13 protein-coding genes are annotated in these 14,767 nt (G+C 34.7%); 1 reads left to right on the top strand and 12 read right to left on the bottom strand.

The annotated features are described in order from the left end of the window. Positions 1 to 20: 20 nt before the first annotated feature. From IR010_RS07140 to IR010_RS07195, 12 genes are all read right to left on the bottom strand, one after another. On the bottom strand, positions 21 to 761 hold the full coding sequence (locus IR010_RS07140) for a DUF2092 domain-containing protein (RefSeq protein WP_029271486.1): 741 nt from the start codon (positions 759 to 761) through the stop codon (positions 21 to 23). A 27-nt stretch (positions 762 to 788) separates the two neighbouring features. Then, positions 789 to 2,186, bottom strand: a complete 1,398-nt coding sequence (locus IR010_RS07145; protein ID WP_194602779.1) for a DUF2252 domain-containing protein — start codon at positions 2,184 to 2,186, stop codon at positions 789 to 791. A gap of 52 nt (positions 2,187 to 2,238) precedes the next feature. Beyond that, a complete protein-coding gene (locus tag IR010_RS07150; protein ID WP_194602782.1) occupies positions 2,239 to 3,648 on the bottom strand; it encodes a DUF1254 domain-containing protein in 1,410 nt (469 codons plus the stop codon). Between the two features lie 24 nt (positions 3,649 to 3,672). Beyond that, entirely contained in the window at positions 3,673 to 5,163 is a 1,491-nt protein-coding gene (locus tag IR010_RS07155) for a DUF1254 domain-containing protein (RefSeq protein ID WP_228515118.1), read from the bottom strand. A gap of 68 nt (positions 5,164 to 5,231) precedes the next feature. After that, positions 5,232 to 6,059 (bottom strand): hypothetical protein, encoded by an 828-nt coding sequence (locus IR010_RS07160; RefSeq protein WP_228515119.1) that lies wholly within the window; start codon positions 6,057 to 6,059, stop codon positions 5,232 to 5,234. A 94-nt stretch (positions 6,060 to 6,153) separates the two neighbouring features. Beyond that, on the bottom strand, positions 6,154 to 7,170 hold the full coding sequence (locus IR010_RS07165; RefSeq protein ID WP_194602785.1) for an HAD family hydrolase: 1,017 nt from the start codon (positions 7,168 to 7,170) through the stop codon (positions 6,154 to 6,156). Positions 7,171 to 7,231: 61 nt separating this feature from the next. Further along, positions 7,232 to 8,884, bottom strand: coding sequence for an arylsulfatase (locus tag IR010_RS07170; RefSeq protein WP_029271480.1), 1,653 nt, complete (start codon positions 8,882 to 8,884; stop codon positions 7,232 to 7,234). Between the two features lie 575 nt (positions 8,885 to 9,459). Continuing rightward, positions 9,460 to 10,890: a pyruvate kinase gene (gene pyk, locus IR010_RS07175; protein ID WP_194568287.1), complete on the bottom strand. Its 1,431-nt coding sequence runs from the start codon at positions 10,888 to 10,890 to the stop codon at positions 9,460 to 9,462. Between the two features lie 8 nt (positions 10,891 to 10,898). After that, positions 10,899 to 11,387, bottom strand: coding sequence for an IPExxxVDY family protein (locus IR010_RS07180; RefSeq protein ID WP_029271478.1), 489 nt, complete (start codon positions 11,385 to 11,387; stop codon positions 10,899 to 10,901). 125 nt (positions 11,388 to 11,512) lie between these two features. Continuing rightward, a complete protein-coding gene (gene rnc / locus IR010_RS07185) occupies positions 11,513 to 12,253 on the bottom strand; it encodes a ribonuclease III (protein ID WP_029271477.1) in 741 nt (246 codons plus the stop codon). Between the two features lie 9 nt (positions 12,254 to 12,262). Then, positions 12,263 to 13,516 carry a beta-ketoacyl-ACP synthase II gene (gene fabF, locus IR010_RS07190; RefSeq protein WP_029271476.1) on the bottom strand — a complete coding sequence of 418 codons (1,254 nt, stop codon included), beginning with the start codon at positions 13,514 to 13,516 and terminating at the stop codon, positions 12,263 to 12,265. Between the two features lie 252 nt (positions 13,517 to 13,768). Beyond that, positions 13,769 to 14,005 (bottom strand): acyl carrier protein, encoded by a 237-nt coding sequence (locus tag IR010_RS07195; RefSeq protein WP_007137004.1) that lies wholly within the window; start codon positions 14,003 to 14,005, stop codon positions 13,769 to 13,771. Positions 14,006 to 14,180: 175 nt separating this feature from the next. On the opposite strand from IR010_RS07195, the gene purN reads away from it, so the two are divergent. Further along, positions 14,181 to 14,744, top strand: a complete 564-nt coding sequence (gene purN, locus IR010_RS07200) for a phosphoribosylglycinamide formyltransferase (RefSeq protein ID WP_029271475.1) — start codon at positions 14,181 to 14,183, stop codon at positions 14,742 to 14,744. Positions 14,745 to 14,767 lie beyond the last annotated feature (23 nt).

Here is a 14,767-nt window from a genome sequence, read left to right on the forward strand (position 1 = left end):
GATTGTAGAATTTATTATGATTATTTTTTTATCTCTCTCGGTAAAATTTTCACCTTTGAAGCTTTTGGAGGTGCTATAAATTCAAACATATACTCAGGAAAATCGGGATTTATAATCCAATCTTTATAAACAGCTTCGTACTGTGGCTTATCTTTATCGCTAGTATAAATTATCACCATTTTTAGAGGCAGAAAAAAATCATCATTCGAAATCCAGAATTGAAAACTTTTGTTTTTATCTGTTCCTGCAATATGATAACACTCTTTGTCATCGATGATTGTTTTTCCTAAATAGATCAAATTTCCTTGTTCTGATCTCAGATCATCTAGAAACGATTCATAGAAAAAATCAGCAGCAGGAAACTCGATTCCAAATTTCTTGCTGGTTTCATCAATGGTTTCAATAACTGATTTGGGTGCTGGCGTATCGGCATACGTATTATTATCAAAAGAGTAATAACTCAATGTTTTGCCATTGTACCACAAGCTTCGATTTCCTTTATCACCTGACGAAATGATTTTCATTTTATCTGGAAATTTAATCGATACTTTTTCATTTACAGAATGCTTGATTAAACCCAGGCTTTCATTAAAAACATCATAAGTCAATGTCGATTTGAAGCTGCATGATTTTATATACTGCAATGATTCAGTAGTTCTGTTTAATATAAAAACAGCAGTAGAATCAATACGTTGCGTTTGCCCTTTAGCTGTGATTGTTATAATCAACAAGCCTATTAAAAATAAAAACTTTTTACTCATACTTACCTTTTTTAATTAATGCAAAAGTTAGATTTCAGCAGAAACTGGCAATCTTCCTTCTTTTATAGCTTCTAACATTTTATTATAATCGGCTTCATTTTGATCGGCGTAAGCCATAGAAAATCTAGAAATGGCATTGGCAAATTCGTTACTGTTACCAATATATCCTGATAATTCTGAGGGATCTCCTGTACGGGCATGTGCTCGCGCCAGTGCCCAACCGCAGGCTTTAGCATAATCAACCATATTTCTTGCTTTCATGATTTCGAGAATAGGTTTTACTTTAGCATCTCGAAGCTGCCTTATATAGAAAAACTTATTGTGATCATCATTTGTCCATCCTAAAAACATATCTGAAGCAGACTGCATCAGCTTTTGCCCCATTACGATTCGTTCGCCCTGATGGGTGTATTTGCTTTTTGCATTTACATTTTCTTCTAAAACACTTTTTCTAGCTTCTTTAAATTGTAAAAAAATAGGTTCTCCCGTAGCCGACATCAATAAACTGATCCCGCAAAGTGTTCCTACACTTCCTACGCCTACCACTTTTATTGCCAAGTCATGCAAACTGTACCTACTTAAAAGCACTTTTTTTTCATCAGATAAAGTTTGTATATAGCGTTTATGAACGATTTCGGCTTCTTTTAAAATTCGCTTTCCTTCTTCTCCTGAAGGATGAAAAATTAAGGGCGGATCATCTTTTATCCGAGCTCGAGAACCATCTTGATACGTCATTTTTGCAAACTCTTTTTCATGAGCTGTATATTCTGCTGCTTTTTTTATTCGCTTTTGCTGAAATTCCTTAAGTTCTTCATCTTCTCCTCTTTCAATAAGTTCCGCTAAATCAATATCAGCATACCAAATTTGAAGTGCCGATAATTTACTGTAATCCAGCATATGCCTTTTATAACTGTCGGCAACATTCCATGCAAATTCTTTACAGGTTTTATTAGAAAATTTTCTCCATTTTCCGGCAATGGCAAAACTTGCTGCAAGTCTTTTTACATCCCATTCCCATGGGCCGGGAAATGTCTCGTCAAAATCATTTATATCAAAAACCAATTTGCGCTCTGGTGTTGCAAATCCTCCAAAGTTCATTAAATGACAATCGCCGCAAAGCTGTAAATTTATTCCGGTATTAGGTGTGTGTCTCAAATCAGCAGCCATAATTGCTGCAGCTCCTCTAAAAAATGAAAAAGGCGATTCCATCATGCGGCTGTAGCGAATTGGCAATAAACTTTCCATCCTTCCTATACTTGTTTTTATCAAAATTTCGACAGGGTCTTCTCGATTTTCTGATGGATTCCATTCTTGCTGCGACGAACGAGGCGTAATTTTTCTGATAGCCACGCCTTTTTCAAAACGTGTCGCTTTTGATGCTGCTGGATCAAATAGATTTTCGATATTTTCTAATTTTTCAGCCATAATACCCGTTTTACTCCTGATCACTTTGTCTGTAAAGCTTACATGTTTACACCTAATTTGTTTTTTCTGGTAATGGTATTTTCCACTCTCCGCTTGTAACATTTTTGGCTGGTCCATAAAGCCTGACAATAATGTTATAACCTCCTTTTTGAGGCGATGGCAGCCAATTATTTTCTTTGTCTTTTCCTGGCGAATCCGCTTGCAGATAGATAATTAAATCTCCATTTGCTTCATATTTAATTCCTTTTGTACGGTCGCCTATAGAATATCTGTTAATTGGATTTTTTACCAAATTACGTTGTGGCAAATTGTACATCGTTATACTCCAAAAATAATCTACAGCCGGTAATTGTTCTTTCTTGAAATGAAGGACATACTTATTGGCACCGTCTAATGGTTTTCCATCTTTATCATTCATGGAGCCCACATAAACTGCTTCTTCTTTTGTATTGCCATATATTCCCATTGCAGCGGCAGTAGCTCGTGAAACATAGTTGTTTTTTAAATCAGCACGGCTACCAAAAAGATTAAGAGAACTTGTAGTTTTACTAATACTTTCTTCTAAAACTTTTCCTCCCTCTGCAATACCTTCTCCAATGGCTTTAAGAATCTCGGGAGAGAATTTAGATTTATCGAAAGGAACGCCCGGAACAATTCCGATTTTGGCAAAACGTGCCAAAAGTTCTTTTTCACTTTTATCAGTAACGGTGTATTGCAGTAAAGAATTAAGAACATTGATAAATTCAAGTGATTTATAGTCGGCTTCTTTCCACTCTGGCAAAGGCATAGCATATTTTACTGCTTCCGGAGCCGTGGTTTTGGTATACTCTTGCAACGGAATTAAGCGATAACCGCTTTGAATTTTTTTGATAACGTTTGTTTCACCCACATTATCCATTTCGGTACGTCCCAAAATCGTTACTAAATTAGTCTCAGAAGTAAAAACTTTATCGATGCCTTTAGGCGTTTCTCCTTTCCATTTAGGCCCTGCAATAAGATATTTACCCGCTTTATTTCCTGTTGCTCTTGAACCTACATAGGCAAAATTATAGGTGTACGCATCTATAAGCTGCATAACATAATATCGCTTGTTTGTAATTTCAGGAACTTCTAGTACGATAGGCTCATCTGAAAGGTTCAGTATTGCCCAGGAATATGGTGTATCATTATTCGGCGTTACGATGGTAGTATCTGATGCCGTAAAACTGTTAGAATAATTTTTAAAAGTATTAAAGTTCTTCGCACCATTTGGATTGTTTTTGTCTAAAGCATAAGAATATACCGTTTTGTAATTGTAAAATATAGGGAAACCATAAATCCAGGCTTCTTTTGCAATTGCTCTGGCAGAATCAACTGAAATAGACGCATCTGAATTGACAACAGTTTCGTCTTTTTTATCTTTTTTACACGAAACAACTATCAATATCAGGATCGAGAGAAATAAAGTTATTTGCTTTTTCATTTTAATTGATTTGTCGGTTACTATTTATTTCACTTCTTTAATATCATCCATTTTCCAGCTTTTATCAAAATAAGCCGAAGTTGGTCCATAAAAACGCATATAAGTAAACCAGTGTTTTCCGGGTAAAGTCTGCACCCAGTTTTTCTCTTTTCCTGCCGGAGCTTTTGGCCCAAAATACAAATCAACAGAGCCATCTGCATTTTTTATCAGATCCTTGCGAGAAGATAAATCGGCATTCTTTTGCGGATTATCAATCAAACAGCGCGTTGCTGTATCGTAAACCGTAATCGACCAGAAATTAACTGCCGGCGGATTTGCAGGAACTTTCAGCGTGTAATTTTTACCGCCGTCTAACCAGTTTCCTTCACTGTCATAATACGAGCCTAAATACGCCTGACCCACATTTGGAATTTTGGTAATCATCGCTTTTGAATACGTAACGGCTTCATAGAAATAAGAAGTTCTTTCGAAGAATTCATCGTAATTATCGGCATGTTGCGACGGGTCTTTAATAATCATTACATAATCCCATTTTTTATCTGGCCAGTGTTTTACAGCTGCGAATCTTTTGTTGAAAGAATTTGCCATGGCCATTTGTTGTCCTTTCGCAGCAGCGGCAATTAAAATTTTCTTCTGACGTTCGTCTGGCGTAAAAGGTTTTCCTTTTTCGATTCCGAGATTTCTAAGCCAAGCCATAAAAAACCGATCACGTTCTTCTACAGGTTCATTTTGTAAAATGGAATGAAGACGTTCCCAATAGGCGATTCCTGTTGGCTGAATTCCGTACCATTTTTTCCCTGCCGGCGGACTTACTACTTTTGTCGGCGTTGGATTCGCTCGTTTATCATAAGGATAAATTTTTACTTGTTTTACCAATGTTTCAGTTGCTTTTGGATCTGGATCTAGTGCTCTAAATCCGAAAAACATATTTACTGTTGTACAAGGAACTATAAAATATCCTGCTGGCTTGAAATCTTTCATTGTTGGCGGCACTAAAATATATTTTCCTCCTTTTCCTTTATCGGGCCCCATTTCTCCAATTACTGCCTGCTCACGTTGCCAGAAATCGCCAAGACCGCCTGCAGTATGTCCAGCTGGCATTTCAATAACCGTTGGTCCGTTTGCAGCAAGATCAATAAATGACATGATATAAGGCGTTGTAGCATTTCCTGTTAGAATTCCTAAACGGTCATTGTAAGTATTATAAAAAACAAGGTCATTACTGGTTGCATTAAATGTTTTGTAATGAATCTGCTGCCATTCGGCGAAAGCCACAATCGGAAGCCCCCATAAATAACATTGCGTTGCCTGTTGAAAATCCATTTCATCAAATAATGCCGGAATTGATTCTTTTGAAGGCAATTCACCATCCATCTTTATTGAAGTTCCAAACTCAGACGCTACAACTGTTGTAGTATCTGATGGAGATTTTTCATTTATGATAGTTTTTTTTTCACATCCGCTTATTACAATCAAGCACCAGGATGCCAAAATAATGAGAAAATTATTTTTCATAGTTTTTGTATTTGGATTAACTGGATAATACAATGACTCTTATTCGATAATAAATGTCAGGAAAACTTTTAAGAGCCTGGAAATACAAAAGCGACTACAGCTCTTAATCCCCAATCGGGTTTAATTTCATGAGGTCCAACAATTGGTATCAGGGGCATAACAGCAAACTGAACGACTTGATCTCCTAATTTGGTAACGGCTCCAATGGATGGATTTAAGGAAATTAAGGTTGTATTGGCTTCCCAGTTTTGAGTAATTTCGGCATTTACGCCTAAACTCGCCCCACTTTTGTAACTGTGCGAAAGAAAGATTTGTGTATAAAAACTATTAAAATCGGCACGGTCTTCATTGCCCGCAACTGACCAAATTTGATTGGCTATAAAACCAACAGAAAGTCCTTTACCCTGATGCATAACTAACATACTGGGTCCAACTCCAAATTTTTCTGTCCCTAAAAAATCATCTGTAGCTGTCGGAATCAAAAATGCAGGTCCGAACCCGAAAATAAGTCCTTTTGTTTTGGGTGCAAAAAATGCCGTTACAGTCGCGTCACTTAATCCAAATTGATGCGTATTTTCTCCTGTAATATCTCTTTGGTCTACAACCGGAAGAATATAACGTGTAATTAAATTAAGATTATCACTTAATTTAAAAGGAATTACGGGCTGTATATTTATCGTATATTTTGATCCGTTAAATGGTCCAATACCATAACTAAGATTGTTTTGTAATGGAACACTAATTAAACTTGCAACGGGATTTGCTAATTTATCTGCCAATTCTTGAGCACTTGCTCCGCCTTTTGGTTCATCCTGGGCAAAAGTGGCAAAATATGGCAAAAGAAAAATGGTGGTGCATAACAATTTTTTGAAAATATGAGATCTTATGCCTTTCATAATAATTCATTTAAAGATTCTTAATCATTTAAAACCAAAACGAAACAACTAAATGTAAAAAGTCGTTTCATTTTGATTTCTAACTAAATTCAAATTATTTATCTGCAAAAACTTTTTTCCAATCATCCTTAATACTGATTACATGATATTTGTATTTTGCAGCAGTATTTAATGACAGGTTGTCTTTTTCTTGGTAATTGTATTCTCTTATAGAATCATTATGATTTACAATTAATTGAAAAGAAGGATATTTACTTCCTTGAGAATATCTAAGCATTGCAAGGTCGCCTGCTCCGCCTTCGTTGCCACAGGCAAAAACAGGTCGTTGACCAATATGCAATTGAATGCCTATAGGTTTTCCTTCTTTATCATTAAATTGATCTAAAGCAGGCTCTCTTTTTATGGTATTTGCAACATCATCAAATTTGTATTTGAAGGAAGTTCCTACCACTTGCTCTTTTGGAATTCCGTAGAAATCTGCAGCTATTGCACGAACCAATTCAATAGTTCCGCCAGTAACAATAAAAGTTTTAAATCCGTTTGCACGCAGGTAATGCAGCAGTTCTAATTGTGGCTGATACCTTATTTGTTTCAGAGAAACGTTTTTGCCTGGATATTTCGCTCCAGCAAAAAACTCTTTGGCAGAAGCTTCAAACTGGTCTTCGGTCATGCCGGTATGAGTTGCTGCAACAAGTTCAATTAGTGCTTTGTCTCCGCCTTTTTCAAAAAATGCTTTATCTTTTTCAACAACTGCTTTAAAAGGCTGTTTTTTAGCCAAATCCGGATTTGCTTCTACCATTTTTTTTACTCTGTAAAAAGCAAATAGTTCCTGGACATATGGTTTTTCAGCCCATAATGTTCCGTCATTATCAAAAGTGGCAATTCTGTTTTCGATCGGAATAAAATCAGCACTTCCTTTTGTAGTTACTTTTTTTACATAAGAAAGAATATCACTTTTTAATGTTCCGTCGTTCCAGCTTGGCAGCGGATCATCACTATTTGCAACAACTGCTGTACTGTCTTTTGGGTTTACGGTTACAGCATTATCAGACTTTTTACATGAAGTAAGTAAAAATAAAAATAGGGACACTATATATATTTTTCTATACATGATGTTGATTTTTTTAAATAATAGAGCTTGAACTATAGGAACTCAAGCTCTATTTTGATATCTATTTTTTCTTTGAAGCTGACTGATTTATTGCTTTTTCCAATTTAATTTGATCAAGAGTTTCTTCCATAATAGTTACAGGAGAAAAACTTGGCGGTATTGAGCGAGGAGGATATTCTTTAAAAGTTGATGCAAATTTCATTACTTCTACATTCATTCCATATACACTACCTATATGGTTAATTATCCAATCCCAATAGGTATTAGAAGTAAAGTCTGCTCTTTCATAAGGATCAAGATATAAATTAAATATTTTTTGCAAACGCAGTTTTGTAAAAGGTTCTGCCCACAATCCCATAGTTCCCTGCATACGCTGCTCTGCAAAAACATATTTATAATCTCCTAAGCGCATGCCTACAAGTAACCCATCATCATCAGAATAAAAGAAACGGTCCCTTGCACTTGTTGGTGTTTTTCCCTCTAAAAATGCAGATTGATCATATCCGTCTAAATGTACTTTGTATGTGTTTCCATTGGCTTTATAACCTTTCAACATTTTATTTACAATATCAGGTTCTCCTGCTATAGACACTAAAGTTGGAAACCAATCATTGTGACTCATCATTTCAGTAGTTACCTGACCTGGCTTGATAACGCCTGGCCAACGTACCATACAAGGAACTCTAAATGCGCCTTCCCAGTTGGTGTTTTTTTCAGAACGGAAAGAAGTATAACCACCATCAGGCCATGTATTCATATGAGGACCGTTATCTGTAGAATACACTACTAATGTATTGTCTGCAATTCCTAAATCATCTAAAACTTTTAAAAGTTCTCCAACAGTTAAATCATGCTCGATCATACCATCCATATATTCACTGTCTCCGTGTGTGAATCTTCCACGATGTTCTGCTCGTACGTGTGTACGCAAGTGCATACGTGTACCATTCCACCAAACGAAGAAAGGTTTTCCAGCAGCATTTTGTCTTTTAATAAAATCAATAGCGGCGGCAACAGTTTCATCGTCTATAGTTTCCATTCTCTTTTTAGTAAGAGCTCCGGTATCTTCAATTTTTTGCTTCCCAATTTTTCCAAAACGTGGATCCGTAATTGTCGGATCATCAACATTTGTGGCGGTACATTTTAGTACACCTCTAGGTCCATATTGTTTTAAATATGCTGGATCTTTAGGATAATCTGGTAATTCTGGTTCTTCTTCTGCATTTAAGTGATACAGATTTCCAAAGAATTCATCAAAACCATTAACAGTTGGAAGACTCTCGTTACGATCTCCTAAGTGGTTTTTTCCAAATTGTCCTGTAGCATATCCTAACTGCTTAAGTACGCCTGCAATTGTTGGGTCTAATTGACTCATTCCCATTGGTGCTCCTGGGAAACCAACTTTAGTCAATCCGGTACGTATACCATGCTGTCCTGTTATTAAAGCGGCACGACCTGCTGTACAGCTTTGTTCTGCATAATAATCTAAAAACCGTATTCCTTCATTACCTACGCGATCAATATTAGGAGTCATATATCCCATTAATCCATCACTGTAGGCACTAACATTTGTAGTTCCAATGTCATCACCCCAAATTATCAAAATATTGGGTTTCTTTGTATTTTGAGCTTCCATTTGAAAACCTGTGAAGCACACTAATGCAAAAAGTAATATCGCATTTTTTAATCCACTTGTAAGTCTACTTTGTTTCATGGTAATAAAATTTGTTAATAATTCTTTGTATAAATGGCATTTATAAAATCGAATAGGAAAACTGATGTTTCAAATTTTACTGTATAAGTTGAGTATTTTTGAAACAGGAAAATTCTTAACATTTTTTTAAGTCTCTCAAAATTAGTTAATAAAAAATCTAACAACTGCATTTATAAGGCTTGACATTGTTTCATTTTATAAAATGAAACATCAAAAATGTTTTATTTTGCTCCATGATGTTGCATTTTATAAAATGCAACACTTAAAAATCATTTAATTAGGGATTTAGATATTTTTACCTGAATGGCAAAAAATATAAAGCGCAGAAAAACTCTTAAACTAAAATGTGGTTTTTTTAACCAATTTTGTAAAAAGCAGTTCTTTATTTTGCTAAAAGTTTATTTTTTGACTGTCGTGAATACTATTTTTGAAGAAGAAATTTATCTTTTACCTTAAATTATAAAGGAATTTAATGATTTAAAAAGGTACTTAAATGACTATATTTTTTAAAATAAGTCCAAAAAAAAAAGCCATTCGACGCATATCGAATGGCTTTTAAAATATCTCTAAAAGAATTATTCTATTTCAGAAACTCTCATGGTATTAACCATTCCTTTATCTTTAATTGGCATAGCTGCAAGGTTAATTAAGTAATCTCCTTTAACAGCATATCCTTTTTGAACTGCAATTTCATTAACATCAGTTACAGTATCATCTGTACTTTCATCTTTATCATAGAAGTATGATCTTACTCCCCATAATAAATTTAATTGTGTCAAGATTCTTCTGTTTGATGTAAATACTAAAATATGTGCTGCCGGTCTCCAAGCTGAAATTTGAAAAGCTGTATAACCGCTGTTTGTTAAAGTACAAATTGCTTTAGCTTTGATTTCATTTGCCAATAAAGCCGCTTGGTGACAAACCGTTTTAGTAACAAAACGTTTTGTTTTGATTTGAGGTGTATTTTGCGGTACTTGAATAAGTGGTGAATCTTCAACAGCTTCGCAAATTTGTGTCATTTTTTGAATAACTTGAACTGGATAATTTCCTGTAGCAGTTTCTCCAGACAACATTACTGCATCTGCTCCATCCATTACTGAGTTAGCAACGTCATTAACTTCTGCTCTTGTTGGAGTTAAACTTGTAATCATTGTTTCCATCATTTGAGTAGCAACGATAACCGGAATTCTAGCTGTTTTTGCTCTGCGGATCAAATCTTTTTGAACCAATGGTACTTCGTGTGCAGGAAGTTCAACTCCTAAATCTCCACGAGCAACCATTAAAGCGTCGCAATATGCTACAATTTTATCCATGTTCTCAAGAGCTTCTGGCATTTCAATTTTAGCAACAATCGGAATTTTATATTCTGAATGCTTCGCGATTAATTCTTGAAGATCTTGTAAATCGCGTGGTGTTTTCACGAATGAAAGAGCGATCCAGTCTACTTTTTGCTCAATAGCAAAAATAGCATCTGCAATATCTTTTTCAGTTAAAGCTGGCAAAGAAATTTTAGTGTTTGGAAGATTAACTCCTTTTTTAGATTTTAATTCTCCACCTTGAATAACTACCGCAGTAACTTCTGTCTTTTTATCAGTTGTAAGGATTTCAAAGATTAATTTACCATCGTCAAGCAAAATACGCTCACCTGGATTAACATCATTTGGAAAGTTTTGATATTTCATGAACACTTTTTGAGCTGTTCCAATAATATCTTCAGCAGTTGTAAAAGTAATAACATCACCATCATTTACTACTGTTCCTTCTTCCATTACCCCAACTCTAAGTTTTGGTCCCTGCAAATCACCCAGGATCGCAGTTGTGTAACCAAACTCTTCGTTAAGGCCTCTAATAATACTAATTTTATCTTTTACTCCTTCGTAATCAGCATGCGAAAAATTGATTCTAAACACGTTAACCCCTGCCTCGATCATATCTTTGATAATCTCTCTCGTACTACATGCAGGCCCAAGTGTAGCAACAATTTTGGTTTTTTTGTTTGTTTTTATCATTTCTTTTAAAAAATTAGATTGTTTTTTGATTTTATTTTATCAGTATCTACAGCATATATAGCCGCAATACTTTCTATAGTCTTTAATTGTTTTTGGATTTCTGAAAAATCTAAAGCCTCTTCGCTATTTTCTATTTTCAGGAAAAAATCTACTTTTTTGAATTCAGGAAGTAAATGAATTGTTGTTGAAACCTCACTTGTTTCATTAGAAAACAAATTCTGAAAATCATTTGTACTCACTGAAATGATCTCATTTTTATTCTGAATCAAATTCCATGAAACTGCTTTTTCGGAATCATAATAATAGAATCTTGAAAAATTTGCCTCTCCTTCCTTAGTTTGAGCATGGATCTCGTTTTTGCTCTTACTTAAGTTTATAGGAAGAATTTTATTGATAAAATAGGCCAGTCTATAATCTTCTAGTGAAGTATGAATTGCCATTAAATAATAATCAATCTCGTCAAATTCGTCTAAATCCAATCTATGAATAGCCATGTCATGAAAAATCAAGGTGTAAATATACTATTTCTAACGGAGCATCAATAGTTATGATGTGCTTGTTTTTGTTAATTTATAAACGAAAACGTTATAGCTTTAAGATAGTTACAGCTATTTTGTAGCTATTTCTTGTCTATTTTCTCCTGAAATGCAAAATAAGCTCTTTGTGATGCTTTTTCTTCTGCCTTCTTTTTTGAAGTTGCTCGCGCTCTTGCGATTACTTTATCGTCTATACTTAATTTAACACCAAATAAACGCTGACCGTCTATACCGTTATCTTCAAAAATATCGTAGTGAAAGATTCTCTTTTCTTTCTGACACCATTCGATAACCAAACTTTTATAGCTAATTACTTTTCCTTCTAATCGAGCAATATCGACATAAGGCGTAATAACTCTTTTTTGAATAAATCGCTCACAAGACGAATATCCTCTGTCTAAATAAATCGCTCCAATAAGTGATTCGAAAATATTACCATGAATATTTTCTCCAAAATGCTGAATTGGCACTTTGCTTTCTACAAAGCGAACTAAATTTAAATCTTTCCCCAATTCATTCAAATGCTCTCGACTGACAATTTTTGAGCGCATCTTGGTTAGATAACCTTCATCTCCGTTAGGTGCCTTATTAAATAGGTGTGCTGCAATTACAGCACTTAACATGGCATCTCCCAGAAATTCTAATCGTTCATAATTAATTGGATGTCCTGACTGATCTAATTTATTAGAAGATCTATGCGTAAAAGCTTTCTTATAAAAATCGATATTAACAGGCTGAAAACCAAGTATTTTCTGAATAGTGTCAAAAAAAATCCCGTCTTCTAGAGAACGGGATTTTGAAAATATTTTTTTGATAATATTCATATACAGAAATTAATCAACTAATTTTTTAAACAATACACATGCATTGTGTCCACCAAAACCAAACGTGTTACTCATGGCAACATTTACTACTCTCTCTTGAGGTTTGTTTAAAGTAAGGTTTAATGCTGGATCAATATTTTCATCTACAACCTTGTGATTAATCGTTGGAGGAACAATACTGTGCTGCATTGCCAATATAGAAGCAATTGCTTCGATAGCTCCAGCTGCACCAAGTAAATGCCCTGTCATTGATTTAGTAGAATTGATATTGATATTTTTTGCATGATCACCAAATACAGCGCTTATTGCTTTTAATTCGGCAACGTCTCCTAATGGAGTAGAAGTTCCGTGTGTGTTGATATGATCAACATCTTCCGGATTCATTCCAGCATCTCTTAATGTATTTTTCATTACAGCAATAACTCCAATTCCTTCTGGGTGTGGTGCTGTTAAGTGGTAAGCATCAGATGACATTCCGCCTCCGCCAATTTCGCAATAAATTTTTGCGCCTCTGGCTTTAGCATGTTCATAATCTTCTAGAACTAGAGCTCCTGCTCCTTCTCCTAATACGAAACCATCTCTGGTTGCATCAAAAGGTCTTGAAGCTGTTTCTGGACTTTCGTTTCTTGTAGACAAAGCGTGCATAGAGTTAAAACCTCCCATACCTGCAATCGTAATTGCAGCTTCTGAACCACCTGAAATAATAACATCACACATTCCTAAACGAATGTAGTTGAAAGCGTCAATTAATGCATTTGCAGATGATGCACATGCAGAAACAGTCGTATAATTTGGACCCATATACCCATTACGCATCGAAATGTGCGCAGGAGCAATATCGGCAATCATTTTAGGAATAAAAAACGGATTGAATTTTGGAGTTCCGTCACCTTTAGCGTAATAAATTACTTCTTCTTGAAACGTTTCTAAACCTCCAATTCCAGCTCCCCAGATAACACCAACTCTTGTTTTATCGATATTATCATTTGTAAGTCCAGCATCTTTGATAGCTTCATCACTGGCTGCAATTGCATATTGAGCAAATTTATCTAATCTTCGAGATTCCTTGCGATCCATGTAATCTTCAATATTGAAGTTTTTTACTTCGCAGGCAAATTTCGTTTTATGCTTCTCTGTATCATAATATGTTATAGGAGCCGCTCCGCTAACCCCATTCACAAGTGCATTCCAATAATCCTGGATATTATTCCCGATAGGAGTAAGTGCACCTAATCCTGTTACAACAACTCGCCTTAATGCCATAAATATGTTTTTTGTGCTTTAAACAAATAAAACCCACGCTTTCTTAACTGTATTGTTACTTAAGAGCCATGGGCATTACAATATAAATATATCTTTTTGATTGAAAATCAATCGAAATTTAAATTTTAAAAAAATAATAACACCCGACCTTTAAAAATTTCATTTTTTTAAAAAACAAACTCCAATTTTGGAATTTGGTCCCGAAACTTCGGGATTAAAATTTGGAATTTTTAAAATTCGGGTGCGGTATTATTATTTTTTAGCTTCCTCGATATAAGAAATAGCTTGACCTACAGTAGCAATGTTTTCTGCTTGATCGTCTGGAATTTGAATATCAAATTCTTTTTCGAATTCCATAATAAGCTCAACAGTGTCTAATGAGTCAGCTCCTAAATCATTAGTGAAGCTTGCTTCTGTTACAACTTCGTTTTCGTCAACACCTAATTTGTCTACGATAATCGCTTTTACTCTTGATGCAATGTCTGACATAATCTTTAATTTTAGAATTTAATTTGTTGGCAAAAATAAAAAACTTTATTTTAAAACCACGATTTAGTTTATAAATGTAACACTAATTTATAAAATTAATTTCAAGAAAGCCCTTTTAATACTATTTATTTTCGATTTTTATTCCGTTTTTTGCATTCTCAAAATAAATTCGATTATGAAAAAAATTATTGTTTTTGCCTCAGGATCAGGGACTAATGCTGAAAACATCATAAAATATTTTGCAAAAACTGAAAACGCGAAAGTTGTTTCTGTTTTTACGAATAATCCTTCTGCAAAAGTCATCGAAAGAGCAAAAAATCATCAAATTCCTGTCGAAATCTTCTCAAAAACCGAACTTTTAGAACGAAATGTATTACAAAAAATACAAGAAATCGACCCAGATCTGATAGTTCTTGCAGGTTTTTTATTGAAGTTTCCAGAAAATATAATCGAGAAATATCCTAACAAAATAATCAATATCCATCCGGCACTTTTGCCTAATTATGGAGGCAAGGGAATGTATGGAATGCACATACACAGAGCTATAGTTAATAATAAGGAGAAAGAAACCGGAATATCTATTCATTATGTAAATGAAAATTATGACGAAGGCGGGATTATTTTTCAGAAAAATATAGCCCTGACAGATGAGGATACGCCTGAAACGGTAGCCGAAAAGATTCACGAACTGGAGCAAAAGTATTTTCCAGAAATAATTCAGACTATCTTAGAACAATAAATTGTTTATATCGTTAGACTTCT

It is taken from the genome of Flavobacterium sp. MR2016-29, from assembly GCF_015350695.1.
Taxonomy (GTDB): domain Bacteria; phylum Bacteroidota; class Bacteroidia; order Flavobacteriales; family Flavobacteriaceae; genus Flavobacterium.

Bases quoted from the DNA above. Each gene is read 5' to 3' on its own strand.
- IR010_RS07140 (WP_029271486.1), bottom strand. From the start codon at position 761: ATGAGTAAAAAGTTTTTATTTTTAATAGGCTTGTTGATTATAACAATC.
- rnc (WP_029271477.1), bottom strand. From the start codon at position 12,253: ATGAATATTATCAAAAAAATATTTTCAAAATCCCGTTCTCTAGAAGAC.
- IR010_RS07155 (WP_228515118.1), bottom strand. From the start codon at position 5,163: ATGAAAAATAATTTTCTCATTATTTTGGCATCCTGGTGCTTGATTGTA.
- purN (WP_029271475.1), top strand. From the start codon at position 14,181: ATGAAAAAAATTATTGTTTTTGCCTCAGGATCAGGGACTAATGCTGAA.
- fabF (WP_029271476.1), bottom strand. From the start codon at position 13,516: ATGGCATTAAGGCGAGTTGTTGTAACAGGATTAGGTGCACTTACTCCT.
- IR010_RS07170 (WP_029271480.1), bottom strand. From the start codon at position 8,884: ATGAAACAAAGTAGACTTACAAGTGGATTAAAAAATGCGATATTACTT.
- IR010_RS07195 (WP_007137004.1), bottom strand. From the start codon at position 14,005: ATGTCAGACATTGCATCAAGAGTAAAAGCGATTATCGTAGACAAATTA.
- IR010_RS07165 (WP_194602785.1), bottom strand. From the start codon at position 7,170: ATGTATAGAAAAATATATATAGTGTCCCTATTTTTATTTTTACTTACT.
- IR010_RS07180 (WP_029271478.1), bottom strand. From the start codon at position 11,387: ATGGCTATTCATAGATTGGATTTAGACGAATTTGACGAGATTGATTAT.
- IR010_RS07150 (WP_194602782.1), bottom strand. From the start codon at position 3,648: ATGAAAAAGCAAATAACTTTATTTCTCTCGATCCTGATATTGATAGTT.
- IR010_RS07145 (WP_194602779.1), bottom strand. From the start codon at position 2,186: ATGGCTGAAAAATTAGAAAATATCGAAAATCTATTTGATCCAGCAGCA.
- IR010_RS07160 (WP_228515119.1), bottom strand. From the start codon at position 6,059: ATGAAAGGCATAAGATCTCATATTTTCAAAAAATTGTTATGCACCACC.